This window comes from Aeromonas sp. 11P (assembly GCF_051920165.1).
GTDB classification, from domain to species: domain Bacteria; phylum Pseudomonadota; class Gammaproteobacteria; order Enterobacterales; family Aeromonadaceae; genus Aeromonas; species Aeromonas veronii.
The window spans coordinates 3,113,501-3,137,500 of record NZ_JBQBDJ010000004.1 but is presented as its reverse complement, the minus strand read 5'-3'; the positions used below and the strand labels follow the sequence as shown (position 1 = coordinate 3,137,500).

Genomic DNA, 24,000 nt, shown 5'->3' with positions numbered 1-24,000 from the left:
CCGCGCTGAACTTTCAGGCGCATGCTGATTTCAGCATTGGCACCAGTCAGATGGCAGATTACGTGCTCCGGGTTTACGATCTCGACTTCATCACCGTGAGTGATATCACCAGCGGTAACGGGGCCTGTTCCAGACTTGGTCAGGGACAGAGTTACCTCGTCCTTGCCTTCCAGCTTCACAGCGATACCTTTCAGGTTGAGCAGGATTTCAAGAATGTCTTCCTGTACACCTTCTTTGCTGCTGTACTCATGCAGTACCCCGTCAATTTCGACTTCAGTAACTGCACAACCGGGCATAGATGACAGCAAAATACGACGCAGGGCGTTGCCCAGCGTGTGACCAAAGCCACGCTCGAGTGGCTCAAGAGTCACTTTCGCATGAGTCGGGCTAACTTGCTCGATGTCAACTAGCCGCGGTTTAAGAAAATCTGTTACAGAACCCAGCATTGTGTCCTCTCTTTAGAAGCTAGCTTTACTTGGAGTAAAGCTCGACGATCAGCTGTTCGTTAATGTCGGCAGACAGGTCGGAACGCTCTGGCAGACGCTTGAAAGCACCTTCCATTTTAGCGGCGTCAACCTCTACCCAAGTCGGCTTCTCACGCTGACCAGCAACTTCCAGGGAAGCTTTGATACGCGCTTGCTTCTTAGCCTTCTCACGAACGCAGATCACGTCCTCAGGGGAAACCTGGAAAGAAGGAATGTTCACAACGCGACCGTTAACCATGATGGCCTTGTGGCTCACCAGCTGACGAGATTCAGCACGGGTAGCGCCGAAGCCCATACGGTAAACAACGTTGTCCAAACGACCTTCCAGCAGCTGCAACAGGTTTTCACCGGTGTTACCCTTTTGACGGGCAGCGTCGCGGTAGTAGTTGCGGAACTGTTTTTCCAATACGCCGTAGATACGACGAACTTTTTGTTTCTCGCGCAGCTGAACACCGTAGTCGGACAGACGCGCTTTACGCGCACCATGCTGACCAGGGGCGGTGTCAATCTTGCACTTAGAATCAATCGCACGAACACCTGACTTCAGGAAGAGGTCGGTGCCCTCACGACGGCTAAGCTTAAGCTTAGGACCGATATATCTTGCCATCTTCTTTCTCCAACAATCCTAGACCAAGTAGCTACAGCGTTATACGCGGCGCTTCTTGGGAGGACGACAACCGTTGTGCGGGATCGGAGTCACATCAGTAATGTTAGTGATGCGGAAACCAGCCGCGTTCAGGGCGCGGATGGAAGACTCACGACCGGGACCCGGACCTTTGACCATGACTTCCAGGTTCTTGACGCCATATTCTTTGGCCATCTCACCAGCGCGCTCGGCAGCTACCTGAGCAGCGAACGGGGTGGACTTACGAGAACCACGGAAACCGGAACCACCAGAAGTAGCCCAAGACAGAGCATTGCCCTGACGGTCAGTAATGGTCACGATTGTGTTGTTGAAAGATGCATGAACGTGCGCAATACCGTCGCTCACTTGCTTTTTAACGCGCTTGCGAGCACGAGTCGGAGTTTTAGCCATTTTCTACCTTCCCGTTACTTCTTGATAGCCTTGCGCGGACCCTTACGGGTACGAGCGTTGGTCTTGGTACGTTGACCACGAACAGGCAGGCTACGACGGTGACGCAAACCACGGTAGCAACCCAGATCCATCAATCGCTTGATGTTCATGGAAATCTGACGACGCAGGTCACCTTCAACGGTGAATTTACCTACTTGTTCACGCAGACTCTCGATCTGAGCTTCGTCCAGGTCTTTAATTTTCACATTCTCAGCGATACCGGCTGCGGCACAGATGGCCTTGGAGCGGGTACGACCGACGCCATAGATAGCAGTCAAAGCGATGACTGCATGCTTATGGTCAGGAATGTTAATGCCAGCGATACGGGCCACTATTCACTCCTACATATAGTAGATTACGACCACCACAAAGCCCGTGAGCGGATACGTGGCGGTCAACCAATACACAACAAAAGTTGGCTGGCTATATTAGCCAGCACAACTATTTGTTGCAAGTACTAACCGTAAAAAATTAGCCTTGGCGCTGTTTATGCTTTGGCTCGCTGCAAATCACACGCACCACACCGTGACGCTTGATGATTTTGCAGTTACGGCAGATTGCCTTAACGGAAGCACGAACTTTCATTGCTTAACTCCGTAACTACGCCGACCTTTAGCGGCCGTAGCCCTTCAGGTTGGCCTTCCTCAGGACGTCGCCATATTGATGAGACATCATATGGGTTTGTACCTGAGCCATGAAGTCCATGATAACTACCACGATAATCAGCAGCGAAGTGCCACCGAAGTAGAACTGTACGTTCCAGGCAGTCATCAAGAACTGGGGTACCAGACAGATAAAGGTTATATAGAGCGCACCTGCCAATGTCAGGCGAGTCATAACCTTATCGATGTAACGTGCTGTCTGCTCGCCCGGGCGAATCCCCGGGATAAAGGCTCCACTCTTCTTCAGATTATCTGCTGTCTCGCGGGGGTTGAACACCAGCGCGGTATAGAAGAAGCAGAAGAAGATAATGGCTGCTGCATACAGCATCTCGTAAAGCGGTTGACCCGGCTGCAGGACCATAGAGACCTGTTGCAGGATATCAGCTACTTTACCCTCACCCTGACCAAACCAGGAGGTAATGGTCCCCGGGAAGAGGATGATACTGGATGCGAAAATCGCAGGAATCACACCAGCCATATTCACTTTCAACGGCAGGTGTGTGCTTTGCGCGGCAAATACCTGGCGGCCTTGTTGACGCTTGGCATAGTTAACGACGATACGACGCTGACCACGCTCCACGAACACCACAAAGTAAGTCACTGCGAAAACAATCAAGCCCAGCAACAACAACAGCAGGATGTGCAATTCCCCTTGACGTGCCTGTTCGGCCGTAGCGCCAATGGCATGCGGCAGACCAGCAACAATACCTGTGAAAATAATCAACGAGATACCATTACCAATCCCACGCTCGGTAATCTGTTCACCCAACCACATCAAAAACATGGTACCGGTGACCAGACTCACAACCGCTGTGAAATAGAAGCCCAGACCCGGATTAGTCACGAGTCCATGCATCATATTCGGCAGACCGGTTGCAATACCAATGGCCTGGAAAGTTCCCAAAACCAGCGTGCCCCAACGGGTATATTGGCTAATCTTGCGACGGCCGGATTCACCTTCTTTCTTGAGTTCAGCAAGAGCGGGGTGAACCACTGTCAGCAGCTGGATAATGATCGATGCCGAAATGTACGGCATGATCCCCAACGCAAGAATAGAAGCACGCGAGAGTGCACCACCACTGAACATGTTGAACATCTCAATGATGGTGCCCTTCTGTTGCTGGAACAACTCGGCCAGTACGGCGGCGTCAATACCAGGAATCGGCACATAAGAGCCTGCACGGAAAACGATAATCGCCCCGAGAACGAAGAGCAGACGGCTCTTCAGTTCACTCAGACCACCCTGTGCTTTAACATCCAATCCTGGTTTCTTAGCCATTGTACTGATTATTCCTCGATTTTACCGCCAGCGGCCTCGATGGCTGCGCGTGCACCTTTGGTGACGGACAGACCACGAACGGTCACAGCACGGTCAATGTTGCCTGACAGAACAACTTTAGCGAACACGATGTTCTTAGTAACAACACCGGCTTGCTTCAGAGTGCTCAGGTCGACCACATCACCTTCTACCAAGGCGATTTCGTTCAGACGCACTTCGGCAGAAACCAAAGATTTGCGAGAGAAGAAACCGAACTTCGGCAGACGGATTTTCAAAGGCATCTGGCCGCCTTCGAAACCGTTGCGGACTTTACCGCCACCGGAACGAGAGGTCTGGCCTTTAACACCACGACCACCAGTCTTGCCCAGGCCGGAGCCGATACCACGACCACGACGTTGTTTTTCAGGCTTGGAACCAGCGGCCGGAGACAGAGTGTTCAGACGCATGCTTAGCCCTCCACCTTAACCATGTAATAAACCTGGTTGATCATGCCGCGTACGCAAGGAGTATCTTCCAGCTCAACGGTGTGACCAATGCGACGCAGACCCAGACCACGCAGAGTCGCCTTGTGCTTTGGCAGACGGCCGATAGAGCTGCGAGTTTGAGTTACTTTTACAGTGTTAGCCATGTCGCATTACCCCAGAATTTCTTCAACGCGCAGACCACGCTTGGCAGCGATCTGTTCCGGTGATTGACCGTGAACCAGAGCGTCTACAGTAGCGCGAACAACGTTGATTGGGTTGGTGGAACCGTAGGTCTTGGCCAGCACGTTGTGGATACCAGCAACTTCCAGAACAGCACGCATGGCGCCGCCTGCAATGATACCAGTACCTTGGGAGGCCGGCTTCATGAACACGGTGGAGCCAGAGTGAACACCACGCACCGGGTGGTGCAGAGTGCCGTTGTTCAGCTCAACCTTGTTCAGGTTACGCTTAGCCTGTTCCATTGCTTTTTGAATAGCAGCCGGAACTTCACGGGCTTTACCGTAACCGTAACCTACACGGCCGTTACCATCACCCACCACGGTCAACGCGGTGAAGGACATGATACGACCACCTTTAACAGTTTTCGAAACACGGTTTACTGCAATGAGCTTTTCTTGCAGTTCGCCGGCTTGAGATTCGACTTTAGCCATCTTCGACTCCTAGCTTAGAACTGAAGACCAGCGTCACGTGCGGCAGCTGCCAGGGCAGCGATGCGACCGTGATACTTGAAACCGGAACGATCGAAAGATACGTTCTGAACGCCTTTGGCAATAGCACGCTCAGCGATAGCTTTACCTACAGCGGTAGCAGCATCTGCGTTACCGGTGTATTTCAGAGCTTCACTGATGGCTTTCTCTACTGTGGAAGCAGAGGCCAGAACTTCGGAACCGTTGGCTGCAATAACCTGCGCATAGATATGACGCGGGGTACGGTGAACAACCAGACGGGTAGCTCCCAGTTCCTGCATCTTTTTCCGAGCACGAGTAGCACGACGGAGACGAGCTGCTTTCTTGTCCATAGTGTTACCTTACTTCTTCTTAGCTTCTTTAGTACGCACTTGCTCGTTGGCATAGCGTACACCCTTGCCCTTGTAGGGCTCCGGAGCGCGGTAAGCACGGATATCGGCGGCGACTTGGCCAACCAGCTGCTTGTCGACGCCACGCAGAACGATTTCTGTAGCAGTCGGGCACTCAGCGGTCACACCAGCCGGCAGCGCATGCTCTACCGGGTGAGAGAAGCCCAGAGCCAGCGCAACAGCATTGCCCTTGATGGAGGCTTTATAACCTACACCAACCAGCTGCAGCTTGCGCTCGAAGCCTTGGGTAACACCGATTACCATGTTGTTGACCAATGCACGGGCAGTACCGGCCTGAGCGTCAGCACCAGCGATGCTGCCGCGCGGGGCGAACTTCAGTACATTGTCTTCTTTGGTCACTTCTACACCGGCGTGAATAGAGCGAACCAGAGAACCTTTACCACCTTTGATGGTCAGTTCCTGGCCGTTCAGAGTCACCTCTACGCCAGCAGGAATAGTGACGGGTGCCTTAGCAACACGAGACATTTCCTACCTCCTATTAAGCGACGTAGCAGATGATCTCACCGCCCATGCTTGCTTTGCGAGCAGCACGGTCAGTCATCACACCTTTAGACGTGGACACGATAGCAACACCGAGACCGCCCATAACTTTCGGCAGATCAGTAGTGCGCTTGTAAATACGCAGGCCTGGACGGCTTACGCGTTGGATCAGTTCTACAACTGGCTTGCCCTGGAAATATTTCAGTTCAATTTCCAGTTCCGGCTTCACGTCACCAGCTACGGAGTAGCCAGCGATGTAACCTTCTTCTTTCAGCACTTTGGCGATAGCCACTTTCAGCTTGGAAGAAGGCATGGAAACCGCAACTTTGCTCGCCGCCTGACCGTTACGGATGCGGGTCAGCATATCCGCGATCGGATCTTGCATGCTCATAAGTCTAACTCCCGAGATTCGTTACCAAGAAGCCTTCTTCAGGCCCGGAATTTCGCCCTTCATGGCATGCTCACGCACCTTGATGCGAGACAGGCCAAACTTGCGCAGGAAACCGTGCGGACGACCAGTAATATTGCAACGGTTACGCTGGCGGGACGGACTGGAATCACGGGGCAGCTGTTGCAGTTGCAGTACAGCATCCCAACGCGCTTCTTCAGAAGCGTTCATGTCAACGATGATAGCTTTCAGCTCGGCACGCTTGGTCGCGTACTTGGCTACCAGCTTGGCACGCTTTGCTTCGCGCGCTTTCATGGATGTTTTAGCCATAACCCTAACCTTACTTGCGGAATGGGAAGTTAAAGGCAGCCAGCAGAGCACGGCCTTCTTCATCGGTATTCGCGGAAGTGGTGATGGTGATATCCAGACCACGGACGCGATCGACTTTGTCATAGTCGATTTCCGGGAAGATGATCTGCTCACGCACGCCCATGGAGTAGTTACCACGACCGTCGAACGCTTTAGCGTTCAGGCCACGGAAGTCACGGATACGCGGTACGGAGATGCAGATCAGCCGTTCCAGGAACTCCCACATACGCTCGCCACGCAGGGTTACTTTACAACCTATCGGGTAGCCTTCACGAATCTTGAAGCCCGCAACAGATTTGCGAGCTTTGGTGATCAGCGGCTTCTGACCGGAAATGGCAGCCATATCGGCAGCAGCATTTTCCAGCAATTTCTTGTCAGAGATCGCTTCACCAACACCCATGTTCAGGGTGATTTTCTCGATCCGAGGGACTTGCATGATAGTCTTGTAACCGAACTGCTTGGACAGTTCATTTACTACATCGGATTTGTAGTAATCATGCAGTTTCGCCATCGTTAAACTCCAATTACTTCACAAGTTCGCCGGTGGATTTGAAGAAACGGACTTTTTTGCCGTCTTCAATCCGGAAACCAACGCGGTCAGCTTTGCCAGTGGCAGAGTTGAACAGCGCTACGTTTGATACATCGATGGGGGCTTCTTTGGTGACGATACCGCCAGCCTGACCCAGTGCGGGTACCGGCTTCTGGTGTTTCTTCACCTGATTGATGCCTTCCACGATTACCTTACCTTTTGCAATCAGGACTTGAGTGACTTTGCCACGCTTGCCCTTGTCTTTGCCGGTAAGAACAATCACTTCGTCTTCGCGACGGATTTTAGCTGCCATCGTTCGACTCCTTACAGTACTTCGGGTGCCAGGGACACAATCTTCATGAACTTCTCATTACGCAGTTCACGGGTCACCGGGCCAAAAATACGAGTACCGATTGGCTGTTGGTTGTTGTTAAGCAACACAGCCGCATTGTTGTCGAAACGGATGACAGAGCCGTCCGGACGACGAACGCCTTTACGGGTGCGTACGACCACCGCGTTATACACATCACCTTTCTTCACTTTACCGCGAGGAATGGCTTCCTTGATGGAAACCTTGATGATGTCGCCGATGCCGGCGTAACGGCGGTGCGAGCCACCCAGAACCTTAATACACATTACACTGCGAGCGCCGGAGTTGTCGGCAACACCCAGCATACTTTGCATCTGGATCATCTTAGTGCTCCGCTTTGTTTACTTCTTATCCCTAATGGGATCTGGCTGCCTTCAAAAGGCGCGAAACTATAACACAGGATTTTCAGAAAAGGTAGCCTAAAAAACAAACGGCCCCTGAAAGGGGCCGCTTGGACTACAAAGTACCGATTAGGCCTTTTCTACAACGGCAACCAGGGTCCAGGACTTGGTCTTGGACAGCGGGCGGCATTCGCGGATTTCCACGAGGTCACCAGCTTTGCACTCGTTGTTTTCGTCATGCACGTGCAGCTTGGTAGTGCGCTTGATGATCTTACCGTAGATCGGGTGCTTTACCTTGCGCTCGATAGCAACAGTGATGGACTTGTCCATCTTGTCGCTGATTACACGACCTTGCAGAGTACGGATCTTGTCAGTCATTACGCACCTGCCTTCTCAGTCAGTACAGTCTTGATACGTGCGACGTCACGACGCACTTGTTTCAGAGTGTGAGTCTGAGCCAGCTGGCCGGTGGACGCTTGCATGCGCATGTTGAATTGCTCACGCAGCAGGCCCAGCAGCTCCTGGTTCAGTTCTTCGACGCTCTTTTGACGCAGATCTTGGGCTTTCATCACATCACCGTCTTAATTACGAAAGTGGTCTGAACAGACAGCTTAGCTGCGGCCAGGGCAAACGCTTCACGCGCCAGAGCCTCAGGTACACCGTCCATCTCGTACAGAACCTTGCCAGGCTGGATCGGGCAAACCCAGTATTCCACGTTACCCTTACCTTTACCCATACGAACTTCGAGGGGCTTTTCGGTGATGGGCTTGTCCGGGAACACACGGATCCAGATCTTACCTTGACGCTTAACGTGACGGGTCATGGCACGACGGGCTGCTTCGATTTGACGAGCAGTCAGTTGACCACGGGATGTCGCCTTCAGGCCAAAGGTACCGAAGGATACTTCGTTACCAGAGGTGGCCAGACCGCGGTTACGACCCTTGTGGGTCTTGCGGAATTTAGTACGCTTAGGTTGCAACATTTACCGAATCTCCTTACTTAGCAGCGCGGCGCTTGTTGTCACGCTTGGGCTTTGCAGGAGCTTGCTCTTGAGCAGCGGCAGCGTTAACAGCAGCCAGACCGCCCAGAACTTCGCCCTTGAAGATCCAAACTTTAACGCCGATCACACCGTAAGTGGTGTGGGCTTCAGAAGTTGCGTAGTCGATGTCGGCACGCAGGGTGTGCAACGGCACACGACCTTCACGGTACCATTCGGTACGCGCGATTTCAGCGCCGCCCAGACGACCGGAAACTTCCACTTTGATGCCCTTGGCACCCAGGCGCATTGCGTTCTGTACGGCGCGCTTCATAGCACGACGGAACATTACACGACGCTCCAGCTGGGAAGTGATGCTGTCGGCAACGAGTTTGCCATCCAGCTCCGGCTTGCGGACTTCGGAAATGTTGATCTGAGCAGGCACGCCAGCAATAGTGGCTACAGCTTTGCGCAGCTTCTCAACGTCTTCGCCTTTCTTACCGATTACAACACCCGGACGAGCGGTGTGAATGGTCACACGGATGCTCTTGGCCGGACGCTCAATGGTGATCTTGGACAAGGACGCGTTTTTCAGTTCCTTGGTCAGGAACTGGCGTACTTGAAAATCGCTGTACAGGTTGTCAGCGAAGTCTTTGGTGTTCGCGAACCAGGTAGAATTCCAAGGCTTGGTAATACCCAGGCGAATGCCATTAGGATGTACTTTCTGACCCATTGCTTATCTCCCAGCCTTAGCGTCGGATACCACTACAGTGATGTGAGCGGTACGCTTGAGGATACGATCCGCACGACCTTTGGCACGCGGACGGATGCGCTTCATGGAGGGACCTTCGTCGACCATGATAGTAGCAACACGCAGCGCGTCGATATCGGCGCCTTCGTTGTGCTCAGCGTTTGCAATGGCAGATTCCAGCACTTTCTTAACCAGCACTGCAGCCTTTTTCGGGCTGAAGGTCAGGATATTCAGAGCCTTGTCTACGGACAGACCACGTACTTGATCGGCTACCAGACGAGCTTTCTGGGCAGAAGTACGGGCATAACGGTGTTTAGCGATAGCTTCCATCATTTATCCCTTAGCGCTTCTTAGCCTTCTTATCAGCAGCATGGCCGCGATAAGTACGAGTCGGTGCGAATTCACCCAGTTTGTGACCGATCATTTCTTCGGTAACGAAAACCGGAACGTGCTGACGACCATTATGGACAGCGATGGTCAAACCGATCATGTTCGGGATGATCATTGAACGACGGGACCAGGTTTTAACCGGCTTTTTATCCCCGCTTTCCACCGCTTTCTCTACCTTCTTCAGCAAGTGCAGGTCAATAAATGGACCCTTCTTGAGAGAACGTGGCATGGTGATTCCTCTATGTTAACAATTACTTGTTACGACGACGTACGATGTACTTGTCGGTACGCTTGTTCTTACGGGTCTTGAAGCCTTTAGCCTTCTGGCCCCATGGGGACACAGGCTGCATGCCCTTGTTACGACCCTCACCACCACCGTGCGGGTGGTCAACCGGGTTCATCGCCATACCGCGAACGGTCGGACGAATACCACGCCAGCGGTTTGCACCGGCTTTACCCAGTTGACGCAACATGTGCTCGGAGTTACCGACTTCACCGATGGTAGCGCGGCACTCGGCCAGAACTTTACGTACTTCGCCGGAACGCAGACGCAGAGTTACATAGTTACCTTCACGAGCCAGGATCTGGATGAAAGTACCAGCGGAACGAGCCAGCTGGGCACCTTTACCAGGCTTCATCTCTACAGCGTGAACGGTAGAACCAACCGGGATGTTGCGCATCGGCAGGGCGTTACCTACCTTGATGGCTGCATCAGCACCAGAAGCGATCGCGTCACCAGCTTTCAGGCCTTTCGGAGCCAGGATGTAACGACGCTCACCGTCTGCATACAACACCAGAGCGATGTTAGCGGTACGGTTCGGATCGTATTCCAGGCGCTCTACTTTAGCCGGGATACCGTCTTTGTCGCGCTTGAAGTCGACGATACGGTAGTGCTGCTTGTGACCACCACCGATATGACGGGTAGTGATACGGCCGTTGTTGTTACGACCACCGGACTTGCTTTTGCTGTCCAGCAGAGCGGCGAAGGGCTTGCCCTTGTACAGCTCTTGATTGACGATCTTGACGACGTGGCGGCGGCCCGGAGAAGTAGGCTTGCACTTAACGATTGCCATTTTTGAGAACTCCTCTTACTCGGCTGCGCCCATGAAGTCGATGTCCTGACCAGCTTTCAGGGTCACATAAGCCTTTTTCCAATCGGAACGACGGCCTACGCGTGCACCTGCGCGCTTGGTCTTACCCTTCATGTTCAGGGTACGGACGGTCTCAACTTCGACCTCGAACAGTTTCGCAACTGCAGCTTTGACTTCCGCCTTGGTAGCATCAACAGCAACTTTGAACACGATAGTGTTCTGCTTTTCTGCAACCATGGTGCTCTTTTCAGAGATGTGCGGAGCCTTCAGAACTTTCAGCAGACGCTCTTCACGGATCATGCCAGCATCTCCTCGATTTGCTTAACTGCATCAGCAGTCATCAGAACCTTGTCGAAAGCGATCAGGCTGACCGGGTCGATACCGGCAACGTCACGCACGTCAACTTTGTACAGGTTGCGAGCAGCCAGGAACAGGTTCTCATCGACTTCAGCAGTCACGATCAGAACGTCAGTCAGTTCCATTTCTTTCAGCTTGGCGATCAGTTCTTTGGTCTTCGGAGCTTCGATGCCGAACTTCTCAACAACGATCAGGCGCTCTTGACGTACCAGCTCGGACAGAATGCTACGGATAGCGCCGCGGTACATCTTCTTGTTTACTTTCTGGCTGTGATCTTGCGGCTTAGCAGCAAAAGTCACACCACCGGAACGCCAGATGGGCGAACGGATGGAGCCAGCACGGGCACGACCAGTACCCTTCTGACGCCACGGCTTTTTGCCGCCACCAGACACTTCAGAGCGAGTCAGCTGCGCACGAGTACCCTGACGGGCACCAGCGGCATATGCAACGACGACCTGGTGAACCAGAGCTTCGTTGAATTCGCGCCCGAAGGTAGTCTCGGAAACTTCAAGAGCGCTCTTGGCGTCTTTCATTACCAATTCCATTACTATCTCCTCAGACGTTACGCTTTGACGGCAGGTTTGACGATCACGTTGCCGTTGGTTGCACCCGGTACTGCACCTTTGATGAGCAGCAGGTTGCGTTCAGCGTCAACACGAACCAGTTCCAGGTTCTGAGTCGTTACACGCTCAGCACCCATGTGACCAGCCATCTTTTTGCCCTTGAATACACGACCCGGAGTCTGGTTCTGACCGATAGAACCCGGAACGCGGTGAGACAAGGAGTTACCGTGGGTCATATCCTGGGTGCGGAAGTTGTGGCGCTTAACAGTACCAGCAAAGCCCTTACCTTTGGATGTGCCGGTAACGTCTACCAGCTTAACGTCAGCGAGAAGATCTACTTTCAGCTCGCTACCAACAGTGAAAGTTTCACCGTTGTTCAGGCGGAATTCCCACAGACCGCGACCGGCTTCTACACCAGCTTTGGCGAAGTGGCCAGCTTCCGGCTTGGTCACACGGCTGGCTTTTTTGGCGCCAGTGGTAACCTGAATAGCGTTGTAGCCGTCGGTTTCTACAGATTTGACCTGAGTTACACGGTTAGCTTCAACTTCGATAACAGTCACCGGGATAGAAACGCCATCTTCAGTGAAGATGCGAGTCATACCCACTTTGCGACCTACAAGACCGATTGTCATTGTTATCAACCTCTTTCCGTAATTAACCCAGGCTGATCTGGACGTCTACACCAGCTGCCAGATCCAGACGCATCAGGGCGTCTACGGTCTTGTCAGTCGGCTCAACGATGTCTACCAGACGCTTGTGAGTGCGGATCTCGTACTGATCACGCGCATCTTTGTTGACGTGCGGGGAGATCAGGACGGTGAAGCGCTCTTTGCGAGTCGGCAGCGGAATAGGACCGCGAACCTGCGCGCCAGTGCGCTTAGCAGTTTCAACGATTTCCGCAGTGGATTGATCAATCAGGCGATGATCAAAAGCCTTCAGGCGGATACGGATTCTTTGGTTCTGCATTGACAGAGCTCCAATAGATAAAAGAACATAAATCAACACCGCCCGACCGAGATTGCTCCCGCCAGAGGTGTGATTTTTCACGTTTCCCCCCATATCGGGAGGACTGTATGGCTGGCTCCTGTAAACAGGAAACTCAGCAGCAGACATATCGTCTGGCTTACCTCATGGGCAAGCGGAGGGGATTATACGGATTTTTCAAATTTGCGCAAGGGAGAGCGAACAGATTATGCGCAGTTTTATGTGACAGATGGATCTCGCCTGCGGCAACGCACTCTGCTGCCAACACCCAGGTAACGACAATGTTACAAGCAGACTGGTAGACTGTGCGCTTGCCTCTGTCAGTGGAACGACATCCCATGCTCAAAGATCAAAAGAAAGCCTATCAGTATGGCCTTTGCGCCGTTGCCCTCTGGTCGACGGTCGCCACAGCCTTCAAGATCTCCCTCGCCTATTTCGAACCTGTGCAACTGTTGCTTGTGGCCGCCTTCACCTCGACTCTCACGCTGACAGCCGTCGTCGCCAAACAGGGCAAACTGCCGCTGCTGGGAAGCTACATCAAGGCCCGCCCTCTCTACTATCTGACTCTGGGCGTGCTGAACCCCTTCCTCTATTACCTGTTGCTGTTCAAAGCCTATGATCTGCTGCCTGCCCAGCAGGCACAGACCCTCAACTACACCTGGGCCATTACCCTCAGTCTGCTGGCCGTCCCCTTCCTCGGCCAGAAGCTGCGTCGGCGTGATGGCGTCGCTATCGTGCTGGGGTATTTTGGCGCGCTGGTGATCGCCACCAGAGGGGATGTATTCGGCCTCCAGTTCGACAGCCCCCTCGGCGTGATGCTGGCGCTGGTCTCGACCCTCATCTGGGCCAGCTACTGGATCCTCAACACCCGCAATCAGGGAGATCCCATCGTCAGCCTGTTGCTCGGCTTTATGATCAGCCTGCCTTTTATCGTCGTGGCGACCTGGTTGCTCTCCGATTTTGCCATGACCGCCTGGCAGGGATGGGCTGGTGCCATCTATGTGGGCCTGTTCGAAATGGGCTTCGGTTTCGTGCTCTGGCTGATGGCGCTGCGCCATGCCACCAACACGGCCCCCATCAGCAACCTCATTTTCATCTCGCCGTTTGCCTCGCTGGTGCTGCTCAATCTGCTGATCGGCGAAGCCATCCATCCGGCCACCCCCATCGGGTTGGCGCTCATCGTTGCCGCCCTGCTGATCCAGCAGCTCAAGTACGGCAAACGCTATCGAGCATCAGTCGAAACCAAGAGCTGACCATGCAGAAGGGCGTATCCACGGATACGCCCTTCTCTCAATCCATCCACTCCTGTGGCTGATGTTTCGGCAGCCGCATCTCGACCAGCAGGCCGCCGAGATCCGAGCTTCCCAGCCGGATAGTGCCGTGGTGCTGGGCGACTATCTTGGCCACGATGGCCAACCCCAAGCCACTACCGCCAACGGTACGCGCCACATTCCCCTGAGTAAACGGCTTGAGCAACCGGGAGTAGTCCTGCTCCGGAATACCGGGGCCATCATCGGAGAGGCGCAAGCGCACCCAGTGTCCATCGTCCTTCAACTCGGCATGCAAGCGGCTCGCCCCATAACGCTGTGAGTTGCTTGAGAGGTTGTTCAACACCCGCCGGATACTGACCGGATTGCAGGCCACCCGCACCGCCTCTTGCGGCAGCGCCAGATCGACCTCCAGCCCCTGCTCCGAGTAGATCAGCAAGGTATCGTGCACCAGCTGGGTCAGGTCGATCGGCTCCAGATCCTGGCCCTCATCCGGGCGGATGTAATCGATGAACTGATCGATGATGGCATTGGACTCATCGATATCGGCGTTGATGCTCTCCTTGAGGTACTCGTCACCGGATGACATCATCTCGGTGGCCAGCCGGATGCGGGTCAGCGGGGTACGCAGATCGTGGGAAACCCCCGCCATCATCAGGTTACGCTCTTCGATCAGGCTCTTGATGGAGTGCGACATATGGTTGAAGGTGCGGGTCAGCCGCCGCACCTCCCTTGAGCCCAGCTCCCCCAGCGCCTCGGGGAAATGGCCCCTGGCAACAGCAACGGCACCAGCCTCGAGATCCTCGAGCGGGCGCACCAGCTGCCGGGCAAAGCGCCAGGCCGCAAACAGGGTGATCACCAGCAGCACGCTCAGATAGATGATGAGGGGTTCGATATCGTCATCTTCAATCTCGGTCAGCGGGATCCGCACCCAGATTTTGCTGGCCTGCGGCGGCTGGATCCAGATGATGTAGTGATCCTGGATCTCGACCCGCACCTTGGCCAGGCCACCCAGTTCGCGACTGATGTTCTCCTCCAGATAGGGGTACGGCTTGGCATCGTTGAAGCCATGCTGCACCGCCTCGCTCTGGGTATAGATATCGGTACCGGTCGTCACATAGACCAGCGCCTCGGCATCTTCACTCAGCGCCAGTTGTTCAGTGTTGACCGGAAAGATCAGCTTGACCTGATTGGCCAGCAAGTGACTGATCTGCTTGACGGTTGGCGCCAGCAGATAATTGTAGAAGGTGACGTAGGAGACCGCTTGATAGACCACCAGGACGGCGGCCAGAAACCAGAGCATGCGCGAGAACATGCTGCCGACTTTTTTCATGCACCGTCACCATCTGGCACGAACACATACCCCAGACCCCAGACGGTCTGCAGGTAGCGGGGCTGGGCCGGATCCTGCTCCAGCAGGCGGCGCAGACGAGAGACCTGTACGTCAATACTTCGCTCGGTGGCGGTGTATTCGCGGCCACGGGCCAGATTCATCAGCTTGTCGCGGGAGAGCGGCTCGCGCGGATGGCTGACCAGCACTTTGAGCACCGCAAATTCACCGCTGGTGAGCGCCATCGGCTCGCCATCCCGGCTCAGCTCGCGGGTCGCCAGATTGAGTTGAAAGGCGCCGAAGTTGACCACTTTCTCTGCAGCAGAGGGTGCCCCCGGCAGCTCGACGGTATGGCGGCGCAGCACGGCACGGATCCGCGCCAACAGTTCGCGGGGGTTGAACGGCTTGGGCAGATAGTCATCGGCCCCCATCTCGAGCCCGACGATGCGATCGACTTCATCCCCCTTGGCAGTGAGCATCAGCACCGGGATCTGATTGCCCGCTTCCCGCAGACGGCGGCAGATGGAGAGTCCATCTTCCCCCGGCAACATCAGGTCGAGCACCATCAGACTGAAGTTTTCACGAGTCAGCAAGCGATCGGCCTGCTCGCCATTGGCCACGCCGCGTACTACGAATCCCTGCTCGGTGAGATAGCGTTCCAACAGGGAACGTAATTTCAGGTCATCGTCCACGACCAGGACCTTGTATTGCTGCTGACTCATTGCTTTGCCTCTTCATTCTTTAGCTGCCCCCAATACTAGGGGGGGATATAGCGGGAGCAAAGCACAAATATGTTACCGGTTATTACCCGTCCCGAGAGCGTGACGGCCATCAAGTCACTGCGCTGGCCAGCTACTCCCTGAATGGCGCCAGCCGAGCCATCACGATTTCCCTCGACAGCAAGAGGACAAAAGCTAATATTCCCGAGCAGTTAGCGATGAATACCCCTCTTTGACCAGGTCCGCATCACCATGAAGACAAAGCTGATCACCCGCGAAGGCTACAACAAGCTGAAAGAAGAGCTCGATTTCCTCTGGCGTCAGGAGCGCCCCGAGGTCACCAGGAAGGTGGCATGGGCCGCCAGCCTGGGGGATCGCAGCGAAAATGCCGACTACCAGTACAACAAGAAGCGGCTGCGGGAGATCGACCGGCGGGTGCGCTACCTGCGCAAATGTCTCGAAGAGCTGGGGATCGTCGACTATGCCCCCGCGCAGGAGGGCAGGGTGTTCTTCGGTGCCTGGGTCGAGGTGGAAAACGAAGAGGGCGAGACCAAACGCTTTCGCATCGTCGGCTATGACGAGATCTTCGAGCGCAAGGATTACATCTCCATCGACTCCCCCATGGCCCGCGCCCTGCTCAAGAAAGAGGTCGGGGATGAAGCCATCGTCCGTACGCCAGTTGGTGACGTCTGCTGGTATATCAACGAGATCAGCTACCCCAAATAGCCGGACTGCTGGCGAACTGCTTGCCACAGGCACATCCTGAGTCACAGGTGCAATGGCAAGATAAACGCCCTCCCCTGCGACTTTATCAGTCTGACTGATGCAGACCCCGGCGCAGGGTAGCATCCCGCAACACGACCCCATATAGTGCTCACACTTGGCGCCTGATGGCGCGGACTCGACCACAGAGGCCCTCAACAACACCATGATGCAAACCATAGAGAGACAGATTGCCGGTGAGCTCAATGCTCGCCCGGAACAGGTGCAGGCCGCGGTGCGCCTGCTGGATGAAGGCTCGACCGTGCCCTTTATCGCCCGTTACCGTAAAGAGGTGACCGGCGGTCTGGACGACAGCCAACTGCGTACTCTGGAGAGCCGCCTCGGCTATCTGCGTGAACTGGAAGATCGCCGTCAGGTGATCATTCGCTCCATCGAAGAGCAGGGCAAGCTGACCCCCGAGCTGATGCGCGAATTGAATGGCGCCGACAGCAAGACCCGGCTGGAAGACCTCTACCTCCCCTACAAGCCCAAGCGCCGCACCAAGGGACAGATGGCGATCGAAGCCGGGCTGGAGCCGCTGGCCAACCTGCTGCTCACCGACCCGATGCAGGATCCCGAGCAAGCGGCGGCCGCCTTCCTCAATGCCGAACTGGGCATTGCCGACAACAAGGCCGCCCTCGACGGCGCCCGCTATATCCTGATGGAGCGCTTCGCCGAGCAGGCCGACCTGCTGGAGAAGCTGCGCGACTACCTGTGGCAAAACGCCACCCTGCGCGCCCGCGTGGTGGCAGGCAAGGAGCTGGAAGGGGCCAAGTTCAAGGATTACTTCGAGCACGACGAACCTCTGCACAAGGCCCCCTCCCACCGGGTGCTGGCCATGCTGCGCGGCCGCAATGAAGGGATCCTCAATCTGGCGCTGGTCACCGGTGACGATGAGAGTGCCAGCCCCTGCGAAGGGATCATTGCCCACCACCTCAAGCTCAATCTGCAGAACCGCCCGGCCGACAAATGGCTGCAAGGGGTGGTGAGCTGGACCTGGAAGATCAAGTTGTCGCTTCAGATGGAGACCGAGCTGATCGGCCGCATCCGCGAATCGGCAGAGGAGGAGGCGATCAAGGTATTCGCCATGAACCTCAAGGATCTGCTGATGGCGGCCCCGGCCGGCATGCGCTGCACCATGGGGCTGGATCCGGGCATCCGTACCGGGGTCAAGGTGGCCGTGGTGGATGCCACCGGCAAGCTGGTCGATCACGCCACCATCTATCCATTCGAACCAAAACGCCAGATTGATCAAAGCCTCAAGACCCTGAGCGAGCTGTGCCAGAAACACAAGGTCGAGCTCATCAGCATCGGCAACGGCACCGCCTCGCGGGAGACCGACCGGCTGGTGAGCGATCTGTTCGAGCGCTACCCCGCCGCCAAGGCGCAGAAAATAGTAGTGAGCGAAGCGGGAGCCTCTGTCTACTCCGCCTCCGAGCTTGCCTCTCAGGAGTTCCCGGATCTCGACGTCTCGATCCGTGGCGCCGTCTCCATCGCCCGCCGCCTGCAAGACCCGCTGGCCGAACTGGTCAAAATCGATCCCAAGAGTATCGGGGTGGGCCAGTATCAGCACGACGTCGGCCAGAGCCAGCTGGCCCGCCGGCTGGATGCGGTGGTCGAGGATTGCGTGAACGCGGTCGGTGTGGATGTGAATACCGCCTCGGTCGCCCTGCTCAACCGGGTTTCCGGTCTCTCCCAGACGCTGGCCCAGAACATCGTCGCCTACCGGGATGAGCACGGCGCCTTCAAGAGCCGTCAGCAGTTGCTGAAAGTAAGCCGACTCGGCCCCAAAGCCTTCGAACAGTGCGCCGGCTTCCTGCGCATTCGCGGCGGCAGCAATCCCCTCGACAGCTCGGCGGTGCACCCGGAGTCCTATCCGGTGGTGGAGCGGATCCTCGCCAGGCTGGAACAGACAGTGGAGAGCCTGCTCGGCAACAGCAGCCTGCTGCGCAGCCTGAAACCGGCCGATTACACCGATGAGCAATTCGGCGTGCCCACCATCACCGACATCATCGGCGAGCTGGACAAGCCGGGCCGCGACCCGCGCCCCGAGTTCAAAACCGCGACCTTCAAGGAAGGGGTAGAGCAGATCAGCGACCTGGTGCCCGAGATGGTACTGGAAGGGGTGGTCACCAACGTCACCAACTTCGGCGCCTTCGTCGATATCGGGGTCCATCAGGATGGCCTGGTGCACATTTCCTCCCTGACCGACCGTTTCGTCAAGGATCCCCGCGAGGTGGTCAAGGCGGGCGACATTGTGCGGGTCAAGGTGCTGGAAGTGGACGCCCCGCGCAAGCGGATCAGCCTGACCATGCGCCTCGACGAAAAAACAGGGCAACCCGCCCGCAAGCCGGCTGAAGCGCGCAACAACAGTGCTGGCAATGCCAAACCAAGAAATGAGCCGCGCCAAAGCCCCCCTATGGGTGGTGCCATGGGCAACGCCTTCGCGGCGGCGCTCTCCAAAGCTAAAAAGTAACTAAGCCTTCCAGAAGTCCTCTGAATGCAAAAAGCCCCGCAAGGGGCTTTTTTACACGCAAAGCCCAGGATCACTGCGTCAGGGCAGCAAGAATGCTCTCGGGCTCTCCATGCTGGGCAAGCACCTCCCGCAACCGGTTGAATGCCTTGCAGGCCTCTTGCGGATATTTGCCGTAAGAGACGACGCCGGTATGGCTCCAGCCAGCCGCCAACATCACTTTCTTCTTGAAACTGGTTCCTTCAGTTCCCCCTCCCCCGAGCTGCATCAGAAACTGCTCCATCTGCAGGTGGGGGGGCGGTACACGGGAGAAGGTGGTGAAATCTTCCGCTTTGACTTCATCGAAATGCATGACAGCTCCTGTGAAATTGGAATGGGCCTGATCTTCAGGTTAGTTGCAAAACAGGCAAAGCAGCTGAAAGTTTGGCGAGGGTGATTCAGATATGCAGACTGAGGGACTGGGTAGAAGCCGGGCTGACAGCCTGTCGATAGTGGCCCGCGATGACGCTGTTGCGCTTGTCCATATAGGCACTCAGCACACCGCCCGATTTCGCGCTCTGCTCGGCCATCAGCTCTTTGCGCGCCTTGGCTTCACTCGCGGCGGCGCTGCGTGCAACGGCCAAATCCTGCGCGGAAGGCTCGGCAGGCGCCAGCGCTGCAGCGCGGATCTGCTGCATCTTGGCGATGGTAGCCGCAGGGTCACCGGGTACGACACTGGTATCGATCTGGACTTCGCCACCCGTAGCATAACGCTTGCCATCCGGCCCTTGCGTAAACTGATAGGTGGGCGAGCTGGCGTACTCTCCACCCGCAGACTGGTGCGCCTGCTCGTGAGTGCGCACCTCCTTGTCACGCTCGACAAGATCCTGAACCTGCTGCTCTTGTCGCTGTTGCTGCTCCTGCTGTTTGGGATCTTGCTGCTTGCGCTGCCCATCCTCACCGGTGGCCTCGACAAAGCGATTATCTGGCAGTGTCGTTGGGGCTAATTGCCCGGTTTCACGGCTGTTCTGGGAGGTCTGATTGCTGGAGGCCTGACCGGCTTTGGATTTCTCTTTCTGGGAGCCGACTTCGGATTCGGCAACGGAGGCTTGGCCCGCTCGGGCCTGCGGGATCAGCTCTGCTCGGCGATTATCCGTCCTCGCCGCTTCCACCTGGGGTTGCAGCTGTGTCGGGATAAGAGGGGGCAGACTGACATTGATGTTCATCTCACACCCGGATGTCGATCAGGGTTCCCATCATATCGCTGGCAGTCTGCACTACCTTGGCGGAAGCGCCAGCCTGCTGCTCGGCCACCTTGAGATTGACGAGTTCATCGGTCACTTGCACCTGATCCCCGCTGGGGGTGTTGAGGCGGGCGATCTGATTGGATGCCTTGTCGGCAATCTGCTCGGCTCGCTGAAATCCCTGTACCCCGCTGTTGAAAGCAGAATCAATACGCATGATGTTACTCCTCTGGTCACAGCTTAATTATCCGCCAGACCAGAGGATTAATGAAGCTTGCAGGCTGTTTTTTAGCCAACAAAATCTCGAACGATTTCAACGAATTCGTCAGGGTGGGAGATAAAAGGTGCGTGTGAGGCCTTATTGAGGGTCACGCTGCGGCTGGCAGGGTAGAGATCATCCAGCAGGGGAATGGCCGCCTTGGGCACCAATGAATCCAGTCGGCCATAGACCCGCAACCAGGGCAGATCCAGCTCCCGCAGCGGTTCGCGCAGGTCAATGTCGGCCAACAGCGTCAGCCCGGCCTCAAGTGCGGCAAACTGGGGCGCCGGGCGCTCGGCCAGCCAGTGACGCAACTGACGGATATCATCCCGGGCATGTTCGCTGCCCATGGCCTGGATCGCCAGAAAGCGCTCTATGGTCTGGCGAAAATCCCCCGCCAGCATTTGGTTGAAACCGGTCAGAACCTTGGGGGCGATCCCCGGCCACTCATCGCGAGCCATGAAGCAGGGGGAGCTGGCCACGGTGACGAGGGAGTGCAACCGCTCGGGATGCGTCAGCGCCAACTGGCTTGCCACCAGACCACCGAGCGACCAGCCAAGCAGATGGCACTTCTCTGGCAACACGGTGGCGACCTGCTCCGCCAACCATGGCAGGTTATAATCGACGCCCTCAGCCAGCGGGCTGTTGCCAAAACCGGGCAAGTCCACCAGATGAACCCGATAATGGGACGCCAATTGCTTGGCAATGCCATGCCAGACCGCACCGTTCATCCCCCAACCGTGCAACAGCACCAGATCGGGCCCCTGGCCAAACTGCTCTACCGATATGCTCATCTAGACTCAAGATCCCTGTTCATTCTCTTGGGGTCAGCATGTTAAAGCGACTGCTCGCTAAAGCAAGCCCGCTGCTCGGCAGCCACGGCGACTGGCAAGGGAGCTGCCTGCTCTGCCATCAACCTTGCGACAGCGAGCCCCTGCTCTGCAGCTGGTGTCGGCAGGCGCTGCACCAGTCACAACCAAGATGCCGTCTCTGCGCTGCGCCACTGGCTGACTATATAGAAGAGAGCATACCGGTCTGTGGCCGCTGCCAGCGCAGGCCTCCCCCCTGGGAACGGTTGCAGGTGATCGGCGACTACCAGGCCCCCTACCCCATGCTGATCCCCAGGCTCAAATATTCCGGCCAGATCCTGCTGGCGCCGCTACTGGCTCAGCTGTTAGCCGATCATCTGGATGGCCGCGAGCAGCCGGAGGCGATCATTCCGGTTCCCCTGCACTGGTGGCGGCAGTGGCGGCGCGGTTTCAATCAGGCGGAGGAGATAGCGCAAGCCCTTGGCAAGCTCACCGGCATTCCCTGCGACAACACCCTGTTGCAGCGCATCAAGGCGACTCCGCAGCAAACAACCCTGAGCGCCGGGCAGCGGCGGCGCAATCTGCGTGGGGCATTCCGGATCCGCCCCCACCACTATCGCCATGTCGCCCTGCTCGATGACGTCGTGACCACCGGCGCCACCGCCGGTCAGCTCAGCCGTTTGCTCCATGAGAGCGGCATCACAAAGGTAGAAGTGTGGGCAATCTGTCGAACCCTGCGGCACAGCAAGTAGCCATCGGCATGCTACCCAAGCATTAATAACCGCGTTATCATGAATACCCTAGTCGTACACTCAGGTTTATGAGGATAGTGATGATCAGCATTTCCGACGCCGCCCAGGCCCATTTCCGTAAACTGCTGGAAAAACAGCCTGATGGCACCAATATCCGGGTGTTTGTGGTCAATCCGGGAACCCAGAATGCCGAGTGTGGCGTATCGTATTGCCCGCCCGATGCCGTGGACCCGGAAGATCAACACCTGCCCTTCAGCGGCTTCGACTGCATGGTCGATCCCCTGAGCGCCCCCTTCCTGGTGGATGCCACCATCGACTTCGTGACCGATCAGATGGGCTCCCAGCTCACCCTGAAAGCACCGAACGCCAAGATGCGTAAAGTGGCCGACGACGCGCCGCTGATCGAGCGCATCGAGTACGTGTTGATGTCCGAAGTGAACCCCATGCTGGCCGGTCACGGTGGCAAGGTCACCCTGGTCGAGCTGACTGAAGACAAACTGGCCATCCTGCAGTTTGGCGGTGGTTGCAACGGTTGCTCCATGGTCGATTACACCCTGAAAGAGGGGATCGAGAAGCAGCTGCTGGAGAAGTTCCCGGGTGAGCTCAACGGCGTGAAAGACGCCACCGAGCACCAGCGCGGCGACCACTCCTACTACTGATTTGCAGCCCTTGCAGCAAAGAAAAGGCCCCGCCATCTGGCGGGGCCTTTTGCATGGGCAATCGGCAGATTACTCGTCCTTCTTGTCTCGCGACAGCAGAGCGATGGCCGCCTCTTTCGGGTTCTTACCCTCGTAGAGCACCTTGAAGATCTGCTCGCAGATGGGCATCTCGACGCCACAGCGGGCCGCCAGCAGATGCACCTCTTTGGTGTTGCGATACCCCTCCACCACCTGGCCGATCTCGGTCATGGCGGTGTTCACATCCTTGCCAGCCCCAAGGGCCAGCCCGAAGCGACGGTTGCGCGACTGGTTGTCGGTACAGGTGAGCACCAGATCCCCGAGCCCCGCCATCCCCATAAAGGTTTTGGCATCGGCACCCAGCGCCGCACCCAGACGCTGCATCTCCACCAGACCCCGGGTGATCAGCGCAGTTCTGGCATTGGCGCCAAACCCGAGTCCGTCGGAGAGACCCGCACCGATGGCGATGACGTTCTTCACCGCCCCACCCAGCTGCAGACCGACGAAGTCCGGATTGGTATAGACCCGGAACGAGCGGCCACAGTGCAGCAGATGGGAGAGATCGTCGGCAAACTCGTCGTGGGTCGAGGCGACCGAGATGGCGGTCGGCAGACCGGCAGCCAGCTCCTTGGCGAAGGTGGGGCCGGAGATCACCGCCAGCGGTATCTCGTCACCCAGCACGTCGCGGGCCACATCCTGCAGCAGACGGCCACTGTCCGGCTCCAGACCCTTGGTGGCCCAGGCGATACGGGTATCGGGGCGCAGGAAGGGTTTGATCCGGGTCAGTACGTCACCAAATACATGGCTCGGCACGACCAGCAGCAGCACGGGGGCAACCTGTACCGCACGTTGCAGATCCGCAGTCAGCTGCAGATCGGCAGGAAAAGGGACATCAGGCAAAAATGCCTTGTTGCAGCGGTCTTGTTCCAGCTCGGCGACATGAGCAGGGTCGTGACCCCACAGCAGGGTCGGATGACCGTTGCGCGCCAGAGAAATGGCAAGGGCGGAGCCATAAGACCCCGCCCCCAAGACCGAGATAGCGATCTGGTCAGCCATT

Annotated in this window: 39 protein-coding genes (1 of these 39 running past the window's edge); 5 read left to right on the top strand and 34 right to left on the bottom strand. The window is 56.4% G+C overall.

Going from position 1 to position 24,000, the window contains the following annotated elements:
* The 27 genes from ACTG1P_RS14500 to rpsJ all read right to left on the bottom strand — a co-directional run.
* Window positions 1-446, bottom strand: the beginning of a protein-coding gene (locus ACTG1P_RS14500; RefSeq protein WP_005307997.1) for a DNA-directed RNA polymerase subunit alpha. It extends 544 nt beyond the left edge of the window; the window shows 446 of its 990 coding nt (coding positions 1-446); its start codon is at window positions 444-446; its stop codon lies off the left edge, out of view.
* Window positions 447-471: 25 nt separating this feature from the next.
* The gene (rpsD, locus tag ACTG1P_RS14495; RefSeq protein ID WP_005340600.1) at window positions 472-1,092 is read right to left on the bottom strand and encodes a 30S ribosomal protein S4; all 621 of its coding nucleotides are present in this window, start codon (window positions 1,090-1,092) and stop codon (window positions 472-474) included.
* A 39-nt stretch (window positions 1,093-1,131) separates the two neighbouring features.
* A complete protein-coding gene (gene rpsK / locus ACTG1P_RS14490) occupies window positions 1,132-1,521 on the bottom strand; it encodes a 30S ribosomal protein S11 (RefSeq protein WP_005307993.1) in 390 nt (129 codons plus the stop codon).
* A 14-nt stretch (window positions 1,522-1,535) separates the two neighbouring features.
* Entirely contained in the window at window positions 1,536-1,892 is a 357-nt protein-coding gene (gene rpsM / locus ACTG1P_RS14485) for a 30S ribosomal protein S13 (RefSeq protein ID WP_005307991.1), read from the bottom strand.
* Between the two features lie 139 nt (window positions 1,893-2,031).
* Entirely contained in the window at window positions 2,032-2,145 is a 114-nt protein-coding gene (gene rpmJ, locus ACTG1P_RS14480) for a 50S ribosomal protein L36 (protein WP_005319705.1), read from the bottom strand.
* Window positions 2,146-2,172: 27 nt separating this feature from the next.
* On the bottom strand, window positions 2,173-3,501 hold the full coding sequence (gene secY, locus ACTG1P_RS14475; protein ID WP_005340602.1) for a preprotein translocase subunit SecY: 1,329 nt from the start codon (window positions 3,499-3,501) through the stop codon (window positions 2,173-2,175).
* A gap of 8 nt (window positions 3,502-3,509) precedes the next feature.
* The gene (gene rplO / locus ACTG1P_RS14470) at window positions 3,510-3,947 is read right to left on the bottom strand and encodes a 50S ribosomal protein L15 (RefSeq protein ID WP_005340604.1); all 438 of its coding nucleotides are present in this window, start codon (window positions 3,945-3,947) and stop codon (window positions 3,510-3,512) included.
* A 2-nt stretch (window positions 3,948-3,949) separates the two neighbouring features.
* Window positions 3,950-4,129, bottom strand: a complete 180-nt coding sequence (gene rpmD / locus ACTG1P_RS14465; protein ID WP_005307985.1) for a 50S ribosomal protein L30 — start codon at window positions 4,127-4,129, stop codon at window positions 3,950-3,952.
* A 6-nt stretch (window positions 4,130-4,135) separates the two neighbouring features.
* Window positions 4,136-4,636, bottom strand: a complete 501-nt coding sequence (gene rpsE / locus ACTG1P_RS14460; RefSeq protein WP_005340605.1) for a 30S ribosomal protein S5 — start codon at window positions 4,634-4,636, stop codon at window positions 4,136-4,138.
* Window positions 4,637-4,650: 14 nt separating this feature from the next.
* Window positions 4,651-5,004: a 50S ribosomal protein L18 gene (rplR, locus tag ACTG1P_RS14455; RefSeq protein ID WP_005340606.1), complete on the bottom strand. Its 354-nt coding sequence runs from the start codon at window positions 5,002-5,004 to the stop codon at window positions 4,651-4,653.
* A gap of 9 nt (window positions 5,005-5,013) precedes the next feature.
* Entirely contained in the window at window positions 5,014-5,547 is a 534-nt protein-coding gene (rplF, locus tag ACTG1P_RS14450; protein WP_005340607.1) for a 50S ribosomal protein L6, read from the bottom strand.
* Window positions 5,548-5,560: 13 nt separating this feature from the next.
* Window positions 5,561-5,953, bottom strand: a complete 393-nt coding sequence (gene rpsH, locus ACTG1P_RS14445; protein WP_005307980.1) for a 30S ribosomal protein S8 — start codon at window positions 5,951-5,953, stop codon at window positions 5,561-5,563.
* A gap of 21 nt (window positions 5,954-5,974) precedes the next feature.
* A complete protein-coding gene (gene rpsN, locus ACTG1P_RS14440; protein WP_005340609.1) occupies window positions 5,975-6,280 on the bottom strand; it encodes a 30S ribosomal protein S14 in 306 nt (101 codons plus the stop codon).
* A gap of 10 nt (window positions 6,281-6,290) precedes the next feature.
* Complete coding sequence (rplE, locus tag ACTG1P_RS14435; RefSeq protein ID WP_005331162.1) at window positions 6,291-6,830, bottom strand: 50S ribosomal protein L5; 540 nt, start codon at window positions 6,828-6,830, stop codon at window positions 6,291-6,293.
* A 13-nt stretch (window positions 6,831-6,843) separates the two neighbouring features.
* The gene (gene rplX / locus ACTG1P_RS14430) at window positions 6,844-7,161 is read right to left on the bottom strand and encodes a 50S ribosomal protein L24 (protein ID WP_005307977.1); all 318 of its coding nucleotides are present in this window, start codon (window positions 7,159-7,161) and stop codon (window positions 6,844-6,846) included.
* A gap of 11 nt (window positions 7,162-7,172) precedes the next feature.
* A complete protein-coding gene (rplN, locus tag ACTG1P_RS14425; protein WP_005307975.1) occupies window positions 7,173-7,541 on the bottom strand; it encodes a 50S ribosomal protein L14 in 369 nt (122 codons plus the stop codon).
* 147 nt (window positions 7,542-7,688) lie between these two features.
* Window positions 7,689-7,937 carry a 30S ribosomal protein S17 gene (gene rpsQ, locus ACTG1P_RS14420; protein WP_005307966.1) on the bottom strand — a complete coding sequence of 83 codons (249 nt, stop codon included), beginning with the start codon at window positions 7,935-7,937 and terminating at the stop codon, window positions 7,689-7,691.
* Window positions 7,937-8,128 carry a 50S ribosomal protein L29 gene (gene rpmC, locus ACTG1P_RS14415; RefSeq protein ID WP_005307965.1) on the bottom strand — a complete coding sequence of 64 codons (192 nt, stop codon included), beginning with the start codon at window positions 8,126-8,128 and terminating at the stop codon, window positions 7,937-7,939. The genes rpsQ and rpmC overlap by 1 nt, the downstream gene beginning before the upstream one ends.
* A complete protein-coding gene (rplP, locus tag ACTG1P_RS14410) occupies window positions 8,128-8,541 on the bottom strand; it encodes a 50S ribosomal protein L16 (protein WP_005340612.1) in 414 nt (137 codons plus the stop codon). The genes rpmC and rplP overlap by 1 nt, the downstream gene beginning before the upstream one ends.
* 13 nt (window positions 8,542-8,554) lie before the next feature.
* Window positions 8,555-9,268, bottom strand: a complete 714-nt coding sequence (gene rpsC, locus ACTG1P_RS14405; protein ID WP_005307962.1) for a 30S ribosomal protein S3 — start codon at window positions 9,266-9,268, stop codon at window positions 8,555-8,557.
* Window positions 9,269-9,271: 3 nt separating this feature from the next.
* Window positions 9,272-9,616, bottom strand: a complete 345-nt coding sequence (rplV, locus tag ACTG1P_RS14400) for a 50S ribosomal protein L22 (RefSeq protein ID WP_005319741.1) — start codon at window positions 9,614-9,616, stop codon at window positions 9,272-9,274.
* Window positions 9,617-9,626: 10 nt separating this feature from the next.
* On the bottom strand, window positions 9,627-9,905 hold the full coding sequence (rpsS, locus tag ACTG1P_RS14395) for a 30S ribosomal protein S19 (protein ID WP_005307960.1): 279 nt from the start codon (window positions 9,903-9,905) through the stop codon (window positions 9,627-9,629).
* A gap of 22 nt (window positions 9,906-9,927) precedes the next feature.
* Window positions 9,928-10,749, bottom strand: coding sequence for a 50S ribosomal protein L2 (gene rplB / locus ACTG1P_RS14390; RefSeq protein WP_005340614.1), 822 nt, complete (start codon window positions 10,747-10,749; stop codon window positions 9,928-9,930).
* Between the two features lie 15 nt (window positions 10,750-10,764).
* Window positions 10,765-11,067 (bottom strand): 50S ribosomal protein L23, encoded by a 303-nt coding sequence (rplW, locus tag ACTG1P_RS14385; RefSeq protein ID WP_005307955.1) that lies wholly within the window; start codon window positions 11,065-11,067, stop codon window positions 10,765-10,767.
* Window positions 11,064-11,669 (bottom strand): 50S ribosomal protein L4, encoded by a 606-nt coding sequence (rplD, locus tag ACTG1P_RS14380; RefSeq protein WP_005340616.1) that lies wholly within the window; start codon window positions 11,667-11,669, stop codon window positions 11,064-11,066. Before rplD ends, rplW begins: the two co-directional genes overlap by 4 nt.
* Window positions 11,670-11,686: 17 nt before the next feature.
* Window positions 11,687-12,319: a 50S ribosomal protein L3 gene (rplC, locus tag ACTG1P_RS14375; RefSeq protein WP_005340620.1), complete on the bottom strand. Its 633-nt coding sequence runs from the start codon at window positions 12,317-12,319 to the stop codon at window positions 11,687-11,689.
* Window positions 12,320-12,341: 22 nt separating this feature from the next.
* Window positions 12,342-12,653 (bottom strand): 30S ribosomal protein S10, encoded by a 312-nt coding sequence (gene rpsJ / locus ACTG1P_RS14370; protein WP_005307944.1) that lies wholly within the window; start codon window positions 12,651-12,653, stop codon window positions 12,342-12,344.
* A 356-nt stretch (window positions 12,654-13,009) separates the two neighbouring features.
* On the opposite strand from rpsJ, the gene ACTG1P_RS14365 reads away from it, so the two are divergent.
* Window positions 13,010-13,924 (top strand): DMT family transporter, encoded by a 915-nt coding sequence (locus ACTG1P_RS14365; RefSeq protein WP_440001559.1) that lies wholly within the window; start codon window positions 13,010-13,012, stop codon window positions 13,922-13,924.
* Window positions 13,925-13,961: 37 nt separating this feature from the next.
* Here the strand turns inward: ACTG1P_RS14365 and envZ are convergent, their stop codons facing one another.
* Complete coding sequence (gene envZ, locus ACTG1P_RS14360) at window positions 13,962-15,272, bottom strand: two-component system sensor histidine kinase EnvZ (protein WP_440001558.1); 1,311 nt, start codon at window positions 15,270-15,272, stop codon at window positions 13,962-13,964.
* On the bottom strand, window positions 15,269-15,991 hold the full coding sequence (ompR, locus tag ACTG1P_RS14355; protein ID WP_005340625.1) for an osmolarity response regulator transcription factor OmpR: 723 nt from the start codon (window positions 15,989-15,991) through the stop codon (window positions 15,269-15,271). The genes envZ and ompR overlap by 4 nt, the downstream gene beginning before the upstream one ends.
* 249 nt (window positions 15,992-16,240) lie before the next feature.
* Here ompR and greB point away from each other — a divergent pair, with 249 nt between their 5' ends.
* Both greB and ACTG1P_RS14345 read left to right on the top strand, forming a co-directional pair.
* On the top strand, window positions 16,241-16,714 hold the full coding sequence (gene greB, locus ACTG1P_RS14350; protein WP_139733563.1) for a transcription elongation factor GreB: 474 nt from the start codon (window positions 16,241-16,243) through the stop codon (window positions 16,712-16,714).
* 202 nt (window positions 16,715-16,916) lie between these two features.
* Window positions 16,917-19,226 (top strand): Tex family protein, encoded by a 2,310-nt coding sequence (locus tag ACTG1P_RS14345; protein ID WP_440001557.1) that lies wholly within the window; start codon window positions 16,917-16,919, stop codon window positions 19,224-19,226.
* Between the two features lie 70 nt (window positions 19,227-19,296).
* Here the strand turns inward: ACTG1P_RS14345 and ACTG1P_RS14340 are convergent, their stop codons facing one another.
* The 4 genes from ACTG1P_RS14340 to bioH all read right to left on the bottom strand — a co-directional run bounded on the left by ACTG1P_RS14340 (window position 19,297) and on the right by bioH (window position 21,499).
* Entirely contained in the window at window positions 19,297-19,575 is a 279-nt protein-coding gene (locus ACTG1P_RS14340; protein WP_005355353.1) for a hypothetical protein, read from the bottom strand.
* A gap of 85 nt (window positions 19,576-19,660) precedes the next feature.
* Entirely contained in the window at window positions 19,661-20,428 is a 768-nt protein-coding gene (locus ACTG1P_RS14335) for a putative metalloprotease CJM1_0395 family protein (protein WP_201909257.1), read from the bottom strand.
* A gap of 1 nt (window position 20,429) precedes the next feature.
* Complete coding sequence (locus ACTG1P_RS14330; RefSeq protein WP_005340632.1) at window positions 20,430-20,663, bottom strand: flagellar basal body rod C-terminal domain-containing protein; 234 nt, start codon at window positions 20,661-20,663, stop codon at window positions 20,430-20,432.
* Window positions 20,664-20,734: 71 nt separating this feature from the next.
* The gene (gene bioH / locus ACTG1P_RS14325) at window positions 20,735-21,499 is read right to left on the bottom strand and encodes a pimeloyl-ACP methyl ester esterase BioH (RefSeq protein ID WP_440001556.1); all 765 of its coding nucleotides are present in this window, start codon (window positions 21,497-21,499) and stop codon (window positions 20,735-20,737) included.
* Window positions 21,500-21,537: 38 nt separating this feature from the next.
* Between bioH and ACTG1P_RS14320 the strand changes: the two genes are divergently transcribed.
* Together ACTG1P_RS14320 and nfuA are read left to right on the top strand one after the other, a co-directional pair.
* The gene (locus tag ACTG1P_RS14320; protein ID WP_440001555.1) at window positions 21,538-22,266 is read left to right on the top strand and encodes a ComF family protein; all 729 of its coding nucleotides are present in this window, start codon (window positions 21,538-21,540) and stop codon (window positions 22,264-22,266) included.
* An 80-nt stretch (window positions 22,267-22,346) separates the two neighbouring features.
* A complete protein-coding gene (nfuA, locus tag ACTG1P_RS14315) occupies window positions 22,347-22,925 on the top strand; it encodes a Fe-S biogenesis protein NfuA (RefSeq protein ID WP_005340636.1) in 579 nt (192 codons plus the stop codon).
* 69 nt (window positions 22,926-22,994) lie between these two features.
* On the opposite strand, the gene gpsA is transcribed toward nfuA, so the two are convergent.
* Entirely contained in the window at window positions 22,995-23,999 is a 1,005-nt protein-coding gene (gene gpsA, locus ACTG1P_RS14310) for an NAD(P)H-dependent glycerol-3-phosphate dehydrogenase (RefSeq protein WP_440001554.1), read from the bottom strand.
* Between the last annotated feature and the right edge of the window lies 1 nt (window position 24,000).